Source organism: bacterium (genome assembly GCA_020444065.1).
In the GTDB taxonomy this organism is placed as follows: Bacteria; Sumerlaeota; Sumerlaeia; order SLMS01; family JAHLLQ01; genus JAHLLQ01.
The window spans coordinates 30,234-46,774 of sequence record JAHLLQ010000001.1 but is presented as its reverse complement, the minus strand read 5'-3'; the positions used below and the strand labels follow the sequence as shown (position 1 = coordinate 46,774).

General features: G+C 57.7%; 11 protein-coding genes. 10 read left to right on the top strand and 1 reads right to left on the bottom strand.

Annotated elements, in window-relative coordinates; translation table 11 throughout:
* The first annotated feature begins 33 nt into the window (after positions 1-33).
* The 6 genes from KQI84_00160 (at position 34) to KQI84_00135 (ending at position 4,229) form a co-directional block, all read left to right on the top strand.
* Positions 34-993: a hypothetical protein gene (locus KQI84_00160; protein ID MCB2153270.1), complete on the top strand. Its 960-nt coding sequence runs from the start codon at positions 34-36 to the stop codon at positions 991-993.
* 269 nt (positions 994-1,262) lie between these two features.
* Positions 1,263-1,733, top strand: coding sequence for a hypothetical protein (locus KQI84_00155; protein ID MCB2153269.1), 471 nt, complete (start codon positions 1,263-1,265; stop codon positions 1,731-1,733).
* 197 nt (positions 1,734-1,930) lie between these two features.
* Complete coding sequence (locus tag KQI84_00150) at positions 1,931-2,176, top strand: hypothetical protein (protein ID MCB2153268.1); 246 nt, start codon at positions 1,931-1,933, stop codon at positions 2,174-2,176.
* A gap of 129 nt (positions 2,177-2,305) precedes the next feature.
* Complete coding sequence (locus KQI84_00145; protein ID MCB2153267.1) at positions 2,306-2,599, top strand: hypothetical protein; 294 nt, start codon at positions 2,306-2,308, stop codon at positions 2,597-2,599.
* Between the two features lie 96 nt (positions 2,600-2,695).
* A complete protein-coding gene (locus KQI84_00140; GenBank protein ID MCB2153266.1) occupies positions 2,696-2,998 on the top strand; it encodes a hypothetical protein in 303 nt (100 codons plus the stop codon).
* Positions 2,999-3,224: 226 nt separating this feature from the next.
* Positions 3,225-4,229 carry a beta-lactamase family protein gene (locus KQI84_00135; protein MCB2153265.1) on the top strand — a complete coding sequence of 335 codons (1,005 nt, stop codon included), beginning with the start codon at positions 3,225-3,227 and terminating at the stop codon, positions 4,227-4,229.
* A gap of 220 nt (positions 4,230-4,449) precedes the next feature.
* Here KQI84_00135 and KQI84_00130 read toward each other — a convergent pair whose 3' ends face one another.
* Positions 4,450-6,108, bottom strand: a complete 1,659-nt coding sequence (locus KQI84_00130) for a hypothetical protein (protein ID MCB2153264.1) — start codon at positions 6,106-6,108, stop codon at positions 4,450-4,452.
* A 380-nt stretch (positions 6,109-6,488) separates the two neighbouring features.
* Here KQI84_00130 and KQI84_00125 point away from each other — a divergent pair, with 380 nt between their 5' ends.
* From KQI84_00125 to KQI84_00110, 4 genes are all read left to right on the top strand, one after another.
* A complete protein-coding gene (locus KQI84_00125) occupies positions 6,489-10,718 on the top strand; it encodes a VCBS repeat-containing protein (protein MCB2153263.1) in 4,230 nt (1,409 codons plus the stop codon).
* A 447-nt stretch (positions 10,719-11,165) separates the two neighbouring features.
* Positions 11,166-13,031, top strand: coding sequence for a 2-oxoacid:acceptor oxidoreductase subunit alpha (locus KQI84_00120; GenBank protein ID MCB2153262.1), 1,866 nt, complete (start codon positions 11,166-11,168; stop codon positions 13,029-13,031).
* Positions 13,032-13,052: 21 nt separating this feature from the next.
* Entirely contained in the window at positions 13,053-14,024 is a 972-nt protein-coding gene (locus KQI84_00115) for a 2-oxoglutarate oxidoreductase (GenBank protein ID MCB2153261.1), read from the top strand.
* A gap of 2 nt (positions 14,025-14,026) precedes the next feature.
* Positions 14,027-16,537 carry a ferredoxin gene (locus tag KQI84_00110; protein MCB2153260.1) on the top strand — a complete coding sequence of 837 codons (2,511 nt, stop codon included), beginning with the start codon at positions 14,027-14,029 and terminating at the stop codon, positions 16,535-16,537.
* Positions 16,538-16,541 lie beyond the last annotated feature (4 nt).

The following is a 16,541-nucleotide window of genomic DNA, read 5'->3' as shown; positions in this document are numbered from 1 at the left end:
ACAATGGCGACGAGAGCAAGGAGTATCGACTCGGTGCACAGAAGATTGGCCGGAGGGGCGTTTCTCGTCCTGCTGATGCTTGCGTTCAGTTCGTGCTCACCTGATTACAAGCATGTGCGCGCGAACTTCTTCTCGTACATGCGATACTCTCCAGACGATCCGGAAACGATTCTCGTTTATGGCGCAGAGAGTGATGAAATCTGGGAAATGGATCGTGAGCTAAATGTCGTCGCGAAGTACCCACAAGGATCCGCGATCTGTATGGGTTCGGACCACATTTACTCGTTTCTTGGACGTGACCAAGAGACGCAACTCGTCAGGATCGAGGAGACGTCTCGGCAGACTGGTGAATCAACCACCTGGCAGCAGAAGTTCGGCGATGGACCTGCTGACGCATGCGACTGCAGCGCTCTTGTCATCGCCAGTGAGAAGACTCCGCTCGTGCGGGTCTTGGCGGGCGAGAAGTTCCAGGACTCCTGGGAATTCAATCTCCAATCTCCGGCGACGTTCTACCAGATAGGAGTTTCACGAAATGGGGAGTGCGCCTTCGTAGCGAATCGAATATCGAGGATCACGACAGTCGCTTCTCGCCGCGACGGCAAGATCCAGGTCGCGCGACTGCAACCACTTACCAAGGGCGACTATACGGCCTCAGACATGGCTCCGTCGGGCGACCAGTTTGCTCTGGGCGACTTTGGCAAGGTCCACCTCTGCGCGACGGATCCACCAGCTCTGCTCAAGGAGATAGAGTTGCGTGGACACAAAGAGGTTAGATGCTTGATGTACAGCCGTGATGGCCGATACCTTGTGGCGACGGACAAGAAATCAGTCCATCTGATCGATGTGCAGTCTGGGGAAGTGCTCTGCAGATATACGGCCCGCTCCGTGGATCAGGCAGGAATGGCAGTCCGAGGGATATTGCTTGGGGACCGAATCATTGTGTCATTCACGACCAGCCAGATTTGCAGTATCGATGTCGGAGGGAAGATGTGATCTGGGCGGCGTTTGACGGTAGGATACCTCTCTCTCGCCGCGGACATCTGCCGGGATGTTCTTGCAGAGGTGGAGACGTTCCAAGGACATCCCATAGTGGCGCGCAGCTTTCTCGCATCGTCTTGCCCGGTGTTCCGCATCACAGGACTCACCGCGGCGACCGCCCTCAGCCGATATTGGCCGACGACTTGAATAGAGGGGCATGTTCCCGATTTTCCTGAGACCTTGAGCAACTGAAGCAAGAATACAATATTGAATAGGTTCAAGACATGAAGAAGATCCTGACTCCATACCAGATCGTCCATGGTGGTCTCGAAGTGTTGAGATCGATGGCGTTCGCTTGCCTCTGGGTACCCATCGTGGCTGCATCTGTCGGTCCGGATCAGGAGCAAGGCCATTTGATGCAGGTCCCCTATGTTGTGGCGCTGATTCTGCTACCGAGCGCCCAGACCTATCTGGATGCAGTAGACCGATGGGGCTGGAATCCGCCGATGCTCACTCCACTTCTTGTCGGAATGAAACTGGCTCTCGCTATTGCCTTGTTTTCGGGCCTCGCTGCTGGCTACGTGCTGAGCGGTGGGCTGTTAGGGGATGAGCTAAAGCCCGATCTGATCGTGGTGACTCTTGCAGTAGGCCTCAGCCTGTGGTGGAGCGAGTGGCGTAAGCCGCAAGGCTCATCATTCAGGAGAGCAGCGCAGTTTATCATCCAGCCCTGGTCCACCACCAAAGAGGAGGAGTGATCTCCGTGCAATCGCGAGCCAGTGCTTCTCACGGCCGCCGACGCCGATCATGGCACAGCTTGCTCGCATCGCCGTGCCCGGTGTTCCGCATCACGAGACTCACCGCGGCAATCGTCGTCGGCCAAGCTTCGTCGATGATCTGAATGGAGGGGCATGCCCTCGAATTTCTCGATGATTGACCTGGGGGCTCTGACATCATGAAAATCGATGTTCCATACCATGTAAGGTACATCCTTCTTGAGGATCAGTCTTATCACCGGCTGGATATCTATGCACCCAATATCGAGAGTCTTCCACAGAGACTCAAAGAGCACAATCCGAGGCTCGAGCAAATAGAGATACTATCTGTTGAGGCGCTAAACCCGATGTACCCAGAGTGGTACTTCAGAATCAGTGAATTCAAGAAAGCGGTTCTAATCCTCCTGCGGATCCGCGATTGGTGAGTTGAAGTCGAGAGTATAGGCAGTCTCAGCAGCGCCTCTTGCGAGGAGGCTGATTGGCCGGTTCAGTTTAGGACGCCCTCAGGCGTATGAGCCATTAGAGTTGGTGCAAGTTTCCTCAGGAGAGAGACCATGAACAAGTTCAGATTCTGCAAATCGGAAGAAAGTCAGAAGTTCTTCAGCGAGATTGTTCAGATGTTGATGAAGTATGGAGAGAAGACGGAGGAGGAAGCCGTGGACTTGGTCTCGCGTTGTTGGAAGGACTGCGACGATATCGACGCAGAAGGTCCACTTATCTACCACGAGATACCGTATTACTATGCCATGTGTATCCTTCATCACCCAGTGCTGGGCGATGGTAACGTCGAGTGGTATCTCGACAAGAGTTATTGGCCGCCACCGGATCCTGAGGACTTTCTCCGCTGAATCCATGTATTCGAGGCTCGATGAAATCCATTGTCTGCTTGGCAATACGGGGACAGGATAAGGAAAGGTCATCATGGCGCGTGGAATCCTACCAGAATGAGCAAAAACGGACCCCAGACCGATCTTTGGATCGTGTACGTCGCGAAGCTGGCCTTCCTGGCTTATATTGCGGCCGTGTATCTTCTTGTCGAGCAGCTTGATGTGCAAGCTCTACAAGGGCTCCGCAGAGTGGAAGAGCCATGGCAGACAGGCGTATGGCTTTTGGGGCTGCTCATTCTGGACCTTGTGGTTGGTTTTCGGCACAAGGATGAGCCGCGAGTGTTGGGTCGGCTGTTGGTTCTCTTTATTGCACTCCTTGTCGCGCGACTTCTGATCGGTGCAGTTCTCAGCATCAACTAGGAGCTTCAGCAACAGAAGAGCAATTCGGAAACAGGATACTCTTTGCTCGCATCGTCTTGCCCGGTGATCCGTGCCACGTGACTCACCGCAGTTTTCTCGGCTTGCGCGAATGCTGGGCGTGGGCATGATTGGTGGGCAGTTATTCTCGCGGACTTGATGGGGTGGTTTGAAAGGTTCCTTGGACACTCAGAAGAAGAAGCGGATCATCCTTATCCTTCGGATCGTCATGCCCCTTGTGGCGATTGTCTGCGCGGTGGTGTTTCCTCCCTGGGATGGAATTCTGGCGTGGCTGGCGCCGTTGCCCGACACCGTTCAGGAACAAGTCGACGCCGCGGCGGAACGCGAGCCGGTTGGGATCATCGTTTACGTGGATCAGGCCGGTAAGCCACCCGCCCTGTACGCAGCCGGCTGGAAAGATCGGGCGAATCAGGTTCCCGCCGATCCGCACGCATTGTTCAAGATCGCCAGCATCAGCAAGCTCTATATCGCCGCCGCCACCGCCAAACTGGTCAGCGCCGAGCGAATTTCGCTGGACGATACGCTCGATGAGCTCTTGCCGGATGTCGCGGGGAGAATCGAGTACGCCGACCGGATTTCGCTGAGGATGATGCTGAGCCATCGCAGTGGAATTCCCAACTTCACGGATCAAAAGGGGTTTGAATGGGCGAAACCACGTGCGGATGGCGGCGGAGGTCTTGGGCTGATTCTGGACAAACCGGCGGACTTTGTGCCGGATACCGACCAGGAGTACTCCAACACCAATTACCTGCTGATTGGAAGAATCCTCGATCGGACATTGGGATATTCTCACCAGCGCTACATCAAAGAGGAAATCCTGGACCCGCTGGGTCTCGAACAGACTTTCGGCTCACTCAGCAATGTGAATCTCGATGATGTCGCGAGTGGATACCATATCCCCTATGAAGCGGATCTGAAGGAGATCAACTACGTCACTCCCGGAGGCTCCATGATCGCGACGGCGGAAGATGTCGGGGTTTTCTTAAGGGCCCTCAATGACGGTTCTCTATTCACTGAAGACGAGCGGGAGATCTACTCGTCCATTTACGAATACGGTCACAAGGGATGGTTGTTGGGTTACCAGAGCATCGCGCGTTATCACAAGGACAGCGACTCCGTGATTGTTCAATTTGTGAACACGACGGGCGGGGATACGGAACTGACGGCGCTGGTGGTTTATGGGCGCATTGTGAAGATTGTGGAGAAGCAGTAAGGGGGACGCCTCGCACGCGATATCGCGGAATTCCCGTGAGAAAATCGCCTGGTGAGACCAGTACATTAGGTCTAATTCGCACACGGCGAGCACGCTTGCACGGCGAGTCTCTGCGTCAGAACCGAAAGAGGAAGAGTCTCCCGGATCCGGCGGAACTGACGTTTGATGGATAGAGTGTCCTGTCCCAGATTATTCTGAAAACTGCCTTCCAGGAAGGAGTCTACCAGAAGTACCAGCCCTGGCTTCCGCGGGGTGTAGGCGTCGGGGTCGGCGTCGCACCACCCGGGAGCGGATCCGTCGATGTGTTGTCGTACGCCCCCACCGTCAGCGGATAGAATGACACCGAAATCAGCGGAACGTTACCATCATCGGCCGCCACCAGCACACTGTGGTTTGGCGCCGGCGAAGCCGTGTTCGTAAACGTAAGCGTACATAGTGTCAGGTTGTTCTGCGTCGCGTCGAGGTTGCCCATCGTGAAGAGATTCTTGTACGTGCCCTGCGCATCGGTCTGCGGAACGCCGAAATTGCCGAAACTTGGCCGGACGCCGCCAAGGTCGACGTCCGTGATACCCGTCGGCTCCGTCGAAGCCGGATCGTAGTAGATGCGCAAAGCGTACGAAGCCACGGGTCCCTCGATGTTGTTGCTCACCGCGATATCCACCGCGTAGCTTCCGCTCGCCGCATAAGGATCGCCCACAACGTTCGTTGTCGAAACGATCGCACCTGCAACCGGAGTCGGACTCGGCGTCGGACTCGGCGTACTGGTCGGAACATCCGTCGGGGTAGCCGTCGGTGTGTAAGAGGGCGTCGGGCTCGGCGTCTCGGACGGAGTCGGCGTCACCCAACTGACGAACGGATCCGTCAACGTGCTGTCGTACGCAGCCACCGTCAGCGGAGCGATCAGCACCGAAATCAGCGGAACGTCCGGAGGATCGGGCGCCACTACTAAATTGTGGCTCGGCGCCGGCGAAGCGGTGTTGGTGAACGTAATCGTGCACAGAGTCAGGTTGTTCTGCGTCGCGTCGAAGCTGCCCAACGCGGCGAATCTCTTGAACGTGCCCTGCGCATCGGTCTGCGGCTGGCCACCATCCCTGAATCTCGGCGGCATGCCATCGTTACTGGCGTCCGTGATACCCGTCGGCTCCGTCGAGGCCGGATCGTAATAGACGCGCAATGCGTAGGCAGCCACGGGATCCTCGGTGTTGTTGCTCACGGCGATATCCACCGTGTAGCTGCCACTCGCCGCGTATGGATCACCCACAACGTTCATCGTCGAAACGATCGCACCCGTCACCGGGGTTGGACTCTGCGTTGGAGTATCAGACGGAGTCGGGCTCGGCGTTGGGATGGGTGGTGTACCGATCGTCAGCGTGCCCGGAACACTGGTGCTTGGAACCTCGACATTGAGATTATCTCGGACTTCCGTGTCAGTCACGGCAACTTCGTAGTAACCATCGGGCAAGTCGCCAGGAATCGTGAACGTCAGCGTGGCAATCTCGCCGTTGGCGATGTCCGGGCCGCTGATGATGACGCCCGAGATCTCGAGTTTATCTTTCCGATTCGGGTCTTCCTCAGAGCTGATCCTGCTTAGGATCGTCACGTTCGGCTGCTCGGCTCCAATGCCGGCGACCGGGTTCGTCGGCTGGGTCGAACCCTTCGGAACATCCAGAAGACGCGGGTCAAAGTCCAGGAAGACTGAGAACGCCGAAATGATCCCAGGCTCCTCGGCCCCGCTGAATGTGATCGACAGTGTAATATCGTGGCCCGGGTTGCCGGCCCCCTCGCCGACTGTTATCGTAACCTCCGCCAGCGCCCAAACCGGAGCCAGGAGAAGGAATGCCAGAAGAGCAATCGACAGAGTCCAATCCCGCTTATTCATCCTCACGCAACCCTCCTGGGAACTTGTCAGATTCCAAAATCATCCCCAACACGACAAGATTGCCAGAAATAGCAGGCGTAAATCTACTCAAATCTTGCCACGAACACCGCAGAAGACCCACTTGTCAACGAATCACTTGGGGCAAGAGAACCGAAGCACTGGGCCGAATGGAGAATAGAGCAGGCCTGACGAGCGCTTCTTCACCCGTAAATCAATTGCCAAACGCATCGGGCTCTGGGTAGAATCCACTATACGCATATGACCGGCTGGCCCCGAGGGGATGGCGCCCAGCGTTGGGGCTGGGGGACGCACGATTTGGGATTCTGCTGGGAATAGGGCCGGACGACTGGCCGGCGAGATTCTCTTCATGGAGGCATGCCATGAGATTTCTCGCCCAAGGATGGCGCGCGCCAAGCCGCGTCCTCTCGATAGCGATCGTCTTCGCCGCAGCTTCAGTATTCGCTACCGATCCGATCTGGCAGCCTCCGATCCCCCTAGAGGTTGCCGCCCCCGGGAGCGACCCGATCAGCGCCGCGCCGATCTACTTCGATGGCGATGGCGACTTGGACTTCGCTGTGGGCCTGGCAACCGGTGGTGGCGGTAAAATCCTGCTGCTGACGAAGCGGACGGATTGGCTTGGATGGCGAGTGACTCCAGCGCCTCCGGGCGTTGCCGCAGATGCGGACGCGCCCTTTGCGAGCGATCGGGCGCCGCTGATCGTTCCGGTGCGTCCCGACTTTCTCTGCGCAGGCGATTTCAACAATGACGGGCGGCAGGATCTTGTCGCCGGCGCGAGGGGAGAGCGTACGCTGCACTTCTTCCTCCAGGACGAGCCCGGTGGTTTCAGTGCGGAGCAAACGCTCTCTGTGCCGGGCCGGATCGAAGCAATCGCTGTCGGCGACGTGAATCGCCACGATGGGATCAAGGATCTGGCGATTGCCTTCGTGGCCGATGGAGAGGGGCGCCTTCTTCTCTACGAATCGCCGGGCGGTGTGCTTTCTACAAAGCCGGATTCGATCAAGCTCACATTCGTTCCGAACCAGTTGGAGATCGTGTCGCTGGGGGAGAACCTGCGCGGCGATCTTGTGATCGCGGGCGATCACGAGCTGGCGATCTATCGCGGCATCGACCGGCAACTCACGATTTCGCAGGTGCGGCGAGCACATGCTTGGCCGCCGAAGCCTCTGGCGCATTTCCAGGACGATCCAATCGCTTCGATCGCAGTCGCCGATTTCCTCCGCGGCGGGGGAGCGGAGATTGCAGTGTCGTCGTTGGACGGAACGCTGCAGATTCTCGGTGCAGGTGAAGACACGATCGAGACGATCACCAGCACGATGATGCACGAGCCACCAACACGACTCACACCAACCGCCTGCATTCCGGGGGCGCGTTCGGAGTTGATCGTTTCGACGGATTGGATCCAGTTCGATTCGATGGAGCCGAACAAGTACGAAGGGCTCGCCATCACAAGTGCCGATGCCGAAACAACCTGGGAACGCGATCGCCGTGCAGCGACTGTCGGTCCGATTACAATGAGATCGGTAAGATTCCCCGTTTCCGATACGGCGGTGATGATTCCCGCTTTCCTCAATGATGATGCGCAGGTAGACTTCGTTATCTTGGATCCATCCGCAAACGCGCCGATCAGCATGCTGCTGACTCAACCACGCGCAACGTACATCGTGACGGACCCGAGTGACTCTCCCGACGCGGACCTCTCGGACACAGTGATGAATCCACCAACGTTCCGCGCGGCAATCGAAAACGCCAACAAGGATGCGGCTGCGGATGCGATCAGCTTCTCGTTGCCAGCGGGCACCGTATTGAAACCGCAGTCAGACTATCCAGCCCTGGTGTGGCCGGTCACGATCGATGGCCAATTACAGGCAGGCGATTTGCTGACGGATCAGATCACCTTGGATGGCAGCGACCTTGATGACGCGATGGGCATCGGCATCAAGAACAACTCGGTCGTGCGCCACATGAACATCACGCACTTCCCCGGCATTGGCTTAGCTCTTCTGATCGCCGATGGCACGAACTTCGTCGAGGGAAACAATTGCACCTTCAATGAGGGCGCCGGAATCAACATCAACTCGGACAGCAACACGATCGGCGGGATGACGACAACACCCGGACGCGAAAAGGGAAACTGGTGTGCCGGAAACTTCGGGACGTCTGGGCAAGGCATTGCGATCGTTGGCGGCGACATGAATATGGTGGCCGGAAATCTCTGCGGGACGACGCGCGATGGCGACGCGGTGTCTTCGAACACAACGGGCATCTTTGTGCGTGGTGTCGGGAATGTCATCGGCGGTGCATTTGAAGGAACCGGAAACTACGTGGCTGGCAATCAGTACTCCGGTATCGATCTGCAATCGCTCTTCGGTCACACGGACCAGGGCGTCCTCGTGATGGGGAATCGCATCGGGATGAAGGTCGACCAGACGGCAGGCCTGGGGAATCAGCAGCAGGGTGGTATTCGACTCAGTGGTGCCAGCGGCTCACAGATCGGCAGCACGGCTGCTCTTGGCGCGAACGTCATTGGAGGCAACGATGGGAACGGCATTTCGATGACGAACACTACTTCAGACAATCCGATCACAGATGTGGTGATTCAAGGGAACTATGTGGGTCTCGACTACGATGAGATGTTGGAATTGCCTAATCAGGCCGGCATCGGAGTGGGGGAGTGGGGGAACACCGTCGGGGGGTCAACAACCGGTGCGGGAAACATCATCGCCGCGAATCGCAGTTCCGGCCTCTACCTGTATGGCGAGGAGGGTGAACGGCCCAATCAGGTGTATGGGAATTTCATCGGGACAGACCGGTTCGGCTACAATGATCGTGGCAATGGCGGCAGCGGTGTTTATGTAACTGGAACATACAGCGTTATTGGCGGCGTCGCCGAAGGCGAGGGGAACGTGATCTGCTGGAACGGTGGGGATGGCGTTCAGTTCCGCTATTCCGGCGCGCATGAGAATTCGCTGGGAGGCAACGCGATCGGGACCGACAGCGTCGGCGATGCAGCGCAACCGAATGTACGCAACGGGGTGCACTTCCTCTGGGGAGCGCACTCGAACCTTGTCTTCGCGAATACAATCTCCGGAAACACTCAGAACGGCGTGAGTATCGAGCACGGATCCGACGATCCGGCCTCGAACAACTGTCATGACAATGCGCTGGTCGACAACTTCATCGGTGTGAACATCACCGGCGATAAGGCCATGCCGAACCAAGGCAATGGCGTCTACATCGATGAGTGTACCTCCACGACCATTGAAGGGACATCCTTGGGCGGTTGTGTGATTTCCGGAAATATCGGTCACGGGATCGAGATCCGGGGTGTGCTCTCAAAGTGGAACCTGATCAAGACATCAATCGTTGGATTGGACGAGACCGGAGGAGCAGCCATCCCGAACGGCGGGGACGGCATCTTGGTGACGCGAGGTGCCAAGGAGAACCGAATCGGCGGTCATGAGGAAAATGTTCGGAACATCATATCGGCAAACAAGGGAAACGGAATCCACCTCTCGCAGGAGCAGGAGTTGATCGCAGGTACCAACGTAGTTGAATACAATTACGTCGGAACCGACAAGACGGGCATGGTTGGAATCGGTAATGAAGAGAACGGCATTCTCGTCGAGTCCGGGGGAAACTTCTTCGGCGGTGGTTGGTACAACAGCATGCTGCTTGTTTCCGGCAATAAGAAGAACGGAATTGCTTTCATGACCGGCGATGCATCGGGCAATACAGTGGAGACCTGCATCATTGGTCTGAACATCGATCAGACCAACACAATTCCCAACGTCGAGAACGGTATCTTGATCGAGGACGGTATGCAGAACGATATCGGATTCGATTTCGTGGGCTTTCGCAAGCATGTGATTGCAGGCAATGGCCAGGCGGGAGTCGTCATTCGCGGTCGGAATGGGATTCCGCTGCTGAACGCAAAGAACCAGATTCACAATTGCCACATTGGAATCTCGTCCGATTGGGATCCAGCGGGAAACATCCAGCGTGGCGTGTTGATCGAGGACAGCTCGGGCAACTTGATTGGCGGGCACAACTGGATCTGGTGGAACTTCGGCGAAGGGATCGTCATTAAGGGAGCCGCTTCCATCGAGAACGAGATCGTTGGCAACTCGATCAAGGACAACGCAGGTCTCGGGATCGATCTTGGGCTCAACGCGGTGACGCTGAATGATCCGTTGGATGCCGATGTCGGTCCGAACAACTACGCCAATTTCCCCGTAATCGTAGACGCGCACACGACAGGGACGCTGAATCTCTTCCTCTCGGGAACATACGAAGGTCTCCCAAACGAGAAAATCGATATCGACTTCTTCTTGAATGAGTACTGCGACCCGTCCAACTACGGCGAGGGCTATGACCTGTTCGCGACAATCCGGGTGACCACGGATGCATCCGGCGAGGCAACGTTCTCCAAGATGTTCCCCTGCTGCGGCGAGCCCGATTGGTTCGTGACGGCGACGGCGACCGACAGCAAGGGCAACACCTCCGAATTCAGCGAATGCAAACAGATCTTCTTCATCTCGCCGGTGCTAACGGGCTGGATGGCCCAGGGGCCGGAGCCCCTGCCGCGGTAGGTCGCTGGTTCGGCGGCAATGGCCAGCTACAGGTGTCTCACTTCCTCCAAAGGCGAAAACCGTCCCTGGAGGAATCCGTCAGTCTTCGGAAGACAGGAATATTGCGATCTCGACAATCACGGCTCCGGAATATGGACACGGGTCTTTATTCCGTGGATGCAATATGTTGCGGTCAAATTCGGTCATTGACACCTAGTTTTCCACAGATACTGCACATTTAAAGCTTGGAAGTGACCGGGCTGCTGGGGAAGGCTCCTTTCGAGATCGGACACTGGAAAGAGCAATGTTTCCGACCAAACAGACGGATTCTTGTGTTGCATTCGACCGACATCTGCTCTAGCGCAATATTCCCATATGGGAGAAGAGTTGTCCGAATACTCCGAATTACCATCAAACCGAGGCACCATGAGCACAGGAAATGTCATGAATGAAGGCGCAAAAGAGGGCATGAGTCCCACACAGGAAGCCGGCACCATCCAGCGTGTCGACCAGCACATCGTCGAGATCATCTCCGACTCCGGCGAAGGTGCTCAGACCGCCGGACAGATGTTCGGCACCGTCAGCGCCCAGATGGGTAACAGCGTCTGGACGGTGGAGATTATCCCCGCCGAGGTCGAGCCCCCTGCTCGCAGCACGGCGGGCGCCAGCGGCAACCGAATCCGACTGGGTTCCTTTCCGATCACGAACGCCGGTAACCACACCGACATTGTCCTGGCTCTGAACGAGCAGGTTTTGAAGGGGCGTGAGGCCGCGGGCGAGTTCAAGAAGAACGCCATCATTATTCTGGAGAATGTCTGGGCCTCTTCGAAGGTCCCAGGCGTCGCAAAGGCTTACACGTCCACTGTCGCAGACCTCCGAGCAAAGGGATACCGTGTCTACGAGGTCCCGATGGAAGAGGAATGTCTGAAGCACACGGACAATCCGAAGCGCGGCAAGAATATGTTCATCCTTGGTATTCTTTGCCGCGTGTACTCGCGCGAGCTTGCCTACGCCAGAAAGGCCATCGCGGCGAAGTTCAAGAAAAAGGGCCAGCCGGTCATCGATGCAAACGTGAAGTTGCTGGAAGCCGGCTTCGAATATGCGGGCGGGCATCTGGATTTCCGTTTCGATGTCACCCCGATGGAATCTACGGAACCCCAGGTCGTCATGAACGGCAATACGGCGATCGCTTTGGGTGTTGTGGCGTCGGGCATGGACGTTTGTGCCATGTATCCGATTACGCCTGCGACCTCGGCCTCTCACTATCTCAGCGAAATCTTCGACGAGTGCGGCGGCGTTGTCCACCAGGCGGAGGACGAGATCGCCGCGGCTGCCTTTGCGATCGGCGCATCCTATGCCGGCAAGTGCGCTGTCACGATCACCTCGGGTCCCGGCATGGCATTGAAAACGGAGCTCATGGGCCTCGCCGTGATGGGCGAGGTTCCTCTGGTCCTGGTCAATGTCCAGCGTGGCGGCCCATCCACCGGTCTTCCCACAAAGGTGGAGCAGGGCGACTTGCTGGCGGCGCTCTTTGGAACGCATGGGGATGCGCCGAAGATCATCATGGCCCCGGCAACGATTGAAGATTGTTTCTACTCGATTATCACCGCTCGCAAGATTGCGGAGACGTTCCGCACGCTTGTGATCGTCCTCAGCGATGCCAATCTGGCCACCGGCCAGCAAATGTTCCCGCGTCCGAAGTTCAAGAAGGAATGGCTGGCTCCTCCGATCGATCAGAGCCCGGTGGATCCCAGCCACCCGCCGTTCGATTGGGATGAGAAGACAGGCCTGAGCCAGCGCCACATCCCCGGCCAGCCGGGCGGCATGTACGCGCTGACGGGTCTTGCCCATGATCGCGAGAGCCACGTTGCGTACGAGCCGGGCATCAACCAGCAAGGTTGCCGTTACCGCAGCTTGAAGCTGGCGGCTTTCCAGAAGACGTTGAAGACGCCGAAGGTGCATGGCGACCCCGAGGGCGATCTGCTGATCGTCGGGTGGGGGAGCACGAAGGGTTCGATCGAGGAAGCCGTCGATACGATGAGCAGCAAGGGACACAAGGTGTCCTCGCTCCATCTGACGTTCCTGCAGCCCATGGCATCCGGCATCAAAGAGATCATGCAGAAGTTCAAGCAAGTCGTTACGGTGGAGATCAACTATTCCGACGATCCGAATGACGAGTTGATCGACGATGACAACCGCCGTTACTCGAACCTCTGTCTCCTGCTCCGCGCCCGCTATCTTGTGGATGTCGACTGCTGGAGCCATGTGCACGGACAACCCATCAAACCCGAAGAAGTCGAACAAATGATCGAGCGCCGGCTTGGTGCCCGCTAAGATAAGAAGAGGATTCTCCCCATGTTTGGACTGAATACAGAGTGTGTCCTTAGCGACCCCCAGGAATACCTCGAGTTGGAAGATTACGCCGGCCGCGTTTCGCGCTGGTGCCCAGGCTGCGGTGACAATGGTATTCTGGCTGCAGTGCAGCGCCTGTGCCGTGACGAGCAACTGCCGCTGGAGAAGACGGTGTTCGTTTCCGGCATTGGTTGTGCCGCGCGCTTCCCGCATTACGTCAGCACCTACGGCTTCCACGGCCTTCACGGCCGCGCACTGCCGACCGCGCAGGGTGTCAAGATCCGTCGCCCGGATCTGAATGTCTTTGTCAATATGGGTGACGGCGACTGCTGCAGTATCGGTACCGCACACTGGATTCATGCCGTCCGCATGAACTTCCATATGGTCGCGATGCTGCACGACAACAACATCTACGGCTTGACCAAGAAGCAGGTTTCGCCGACGACGCCGAAGGGCTGGAAGACCAACACAACCCCCGGCGGCGCGTATTTGAATCCAATCAACCCGGTCAGTGCGACGCTCGGCATTACGAACGTGAGTTTTGTGGCGCAGGTCGTGGAGTGGATTCCCGAACTGCTGTTCGATGTGATCCGCCGCGCGTATCACCACAAGGGCTTTGCGTTCATCCGCATTCTGCAGCGCTGTCCGCATTTTATGCCGACCGGCTTTCAGTCGCTGTTGGCCGACCCGAATAACCTGATGCTGCTGCGCCACGACAATGGTATGAAGGTCAGCGACGATCTGGCTCGCGTGTACAAGACTCACGAAGACCATGATCCCAGCGATATGAACAATGCCCGCCGCTTGGCCGATCTGGAAGACAAGGTGCCCATCGGCATCTTCTACCAGAACGAGAGCATTCCCTGCTACGACGAGATTCGCCGCCCGCAGAAGATGCCCATCTGGCAGCAGCGCGAGCAGCTTCTCACCAAATCCTTCGACCGATTCGGAATCGCCCAGGGTGCCGATGCATAACCATGGATAAGCAACAAGACGTTGTAGAACAAAGCGAACTCCATCCCGACAGCCACAAGGATCTCCCCCCGGAAGGGACTGCTGCAGTCTCCGAAGGGGCGAGTATCATTGAGGAGAGCAAGGTCGCGCTGCCTGTTGAGCCGACTCCGCCGGCGATGGATAAAAACCGCGAGGCTGCCGTCTATCGTCAGCTTCTGGATTTCTTCCTCAACCGCCGTCGTCCGGATAGCCAGGCGGATGCGTCATTGCCGGTGCCGGCATTGCTGCGTCCATTCCGCGATCTGGATTCGCTCCGGCACGAGTTCCCATTCTGTGTAAAGCCGACGTGCGAGCAGCCCGTTGCTGAAACACTGATGCAATTGGTCGATCAGGCCATCGAGGGAACCGGCGAGGAAGGCGATGCGGCAGAGCGGCTGACGCGTCACTTCCATCAACTCGAGTGGTCGATCAAGCAACTCGATGGGAACAACCCCGGATCACCGATGGACAAGCTTCTCGATCCCGCGATCGAGCGCGTCATGTCGGCCACGAAACTGCCCGAGGCGAAGAGTCAGCAACTGCGCGCCGACCTGGAGATCGCCCGTCGCGCGCTAAGGGGCGCAGGCGATGTTCTGCCCTGCAACGCGGATGCGGCACGCCGCCTGATGGCGGCGGCGTTCTCCGCCGATTGGCACGCGCGTACTGCGCAGTGGAAGGACGAATTAGCGGAGATCATCGTCGGGCTCGAAAACCTGCTGTCGGCCGACGAGAGTCAGTCTGCAAATGCTGCCAGCCCGGATTCGTTGCGAGATTCTGTCGGTTCGGCCGATCTGGATTTCAACGCATTGTCCGATCTGCTCAGCGAAAGTCGACTCAGCCATCGCCTTCCGGAAGCCCGCGTGGCCCGCGTCGAGAAGACACTCGCGACGCTACGTCGCATCGCGCCGCTGTTTAATTGGTGCGGTTGCTCGGGAGGCGCCTCGAGTCTGCCGTTCGCCATGGAACCGGTGGTGAACGATTGCCTGGCGGCGATCGAGTGCTATCGCAATCGCATGGCCGAAATGGTCGAGTTCTTCAAGGCCGTGCAGGTCGCGCGACTCGATCTCGAGAATCGCTATCGCGAAGAGCTGCACGATCCGATCTTCGCAGCCTTCGATGAAGCCATGCTTTCGCAAGAAGAGAAGGCACTCTGTCCTCCGGTCCTCCTGATTGTGGAGGGAAGCATCGTTGGGAAGGGCCAGGTGACGGCGCTTCTCGATATGTTGACCAGCGATGCTCCGATCAAGGTCCTCGTTCAGGTCGACGATCTTCTTGCCGATCCGAATCGTCTGGCTCGCGTTCCGTTCGAAGCGAACTGGCTCGCGCGCCTGGGAACAATGGCGGCGGCCCTTGGCGACGTCTATGTTCTGCAGACGCCTGTCTCGCGATTCTCGCTGATGTACTCCGGCTTCATGGATGGCCTCAGCTACTCCGGGCCGGCACTCTTCAGCGTCTTCGCGTCGGCCCCCGAGAATACCACCGGCCTGCCGGTTTATCTCTCGTCCGCAGCCGCGTTCGAAGCCCGCGCATTTCCCGCCTTTACTTACGATCCAGCGAAGGGCTCGGCCCTTGCCGATCGAATAGCCATCGACATGAACTCGAAGGTCGACGCCGATTGGTCGTCGGAGGAGTTCTTCTTTGAGGTCAATGAAGGCGAAACACAGGCTGTCGAAGTCGCCATGACGCCGGCGGACTTCCTGCTGGCCGACAAACGCGCGGCGAAGTCCTTCTGGGATCTGCCGGTTGAGATGTGGCACCGCCAGATGGTGCCATTGATGCAGTACATGGACCGGACTCCGGAAACTCGTGAAGTCCAGATTCCGTATATCCTGGCAGTCGATGAACAGAACCGCGTTCATCGAATCGTCGTGTCGAAACCGATCGTGCAGGCCGTTCTTCAGTGCCGTGCGCAGTGGAGGCGTCTGCAGGAACTCGGCGGCGTGAAGAACTCCCATGCGGAGCGACTTCTGGCGCACGAAAAGCAGCGCCTGGAAGACGAGAAGCAGAACGCGATCGCATCTGTCGAAGAGAAGTTCAGTGCCGAACTGGATCGCAATCTCGATGAACTGACACAGGAGATCGTCGATCGCATCGCCGGGCAGTTGCTGAGCGAAGCTCCCGTTACAGGTGCTGTCACACGGCCAGCATCACCTCGCCCGGCACCGAACTCCTCTGCCGCCTCGGTCGAGGAAGCCGCAACGGAACCCGAAGCGGCACCGGTGGAAGAGGAGGAAGAATCTCTCTCCTTCGACGATCCGTACATCGAGACGCCGCGCTGCACGACGTGCAACGAGTGCGTGCAGTTGAACGGCGAGTTGTTCAAGTACAACGAGAACAAGCAGGCCTTCATCAACGACGCGTCGGCGGGCTCGTTCCGCCAACTGGTCGAAGCAGCGGAGAAGTGCCCTGTCCACATCATCCATCCCGGCAAACCGCTGAACCCGAATGAGCCCGGCTTGGATGGTCTGGTCGAGCGCGCAGCGAAGTTTAACTAGGGAC

What these genes read in the sequence shown, in the direction of transcription:
- KQI84_00155 (MCB2153269.1), top strand. Translation starts at nt 1,263, where the DNA reads ATGAAGAAGATCCTGACTCCATACCAGATCGTCCATGGTGGTCTCGAA.
- KQI84_00150 (MCB2153268.1), top strand. Translation starts at nt 1,931, where the DNA reads ATGAAAATCGATGTTCCATACCATGTAAGGTACATCCTTCTTGAGGAT.
- KQI84_00145 (MCB2153267.1), top strand. Translation starts at nt 2,306, where the DNA reads ATGAACAAGTTCAGATTCTGCAAATCGGAAGAAAGTCAGAAGTTCTTC.
- KQI84_00140 (MCB2153266.1), top strand. Translation starts at nt 2,696, where the DNA reads ATGAGCAAAAACGGACCCCAGACCGATCTTTGGATCGTGTACGTCGCG.
- KQI84_00135 (MCB2153265.1), top strand. Translation starts at nt 3,225, where the DNA reads ATGCCCCTTGTGGCGATTGTCTGCGCGGTGGTGTTTCCTCCCTGGGAT.
- KQI84_00130 (MCB2153264.1), bottom strand. Translation starts at nt 6,108, where the DNA reads ATGAATAAGCGGGATTGGACTCTGTCGATTGCTCTTCTGGCATTCCTT.
- KQI84_00125 (MCB2153263.1), top strand. Translation starts at nt 6,489, where the DNA reads ATGAGATTTCTCGCCCAAGGATGGCGCGCGCCAAGCCGCGTCCTCTCG.
- KQI84_00120 (MCB2153262.1), top strand. Translation starts at nt 11,166, where the DNA reads ATGAGTCCCACACAGGAAGCCGGCACCATCCAGCGTGTCGACCAGCAC.
- KQI84_00115 (MCB2153261.1), top strand. Translation starts at nt 13,053, where the DNA reads ATGTTTGGACTGAATACAGAGTGTGTCCTTAGCGACCCCCAGGAATAC.
- KQI84_00110 (MCB2153260.1), top strand. Translation starts at nt 14,027, where the DNA reads ATGGATAAGCAACAAGACGTTGTAGAACAAAGCGAACTCCATCCCGAC.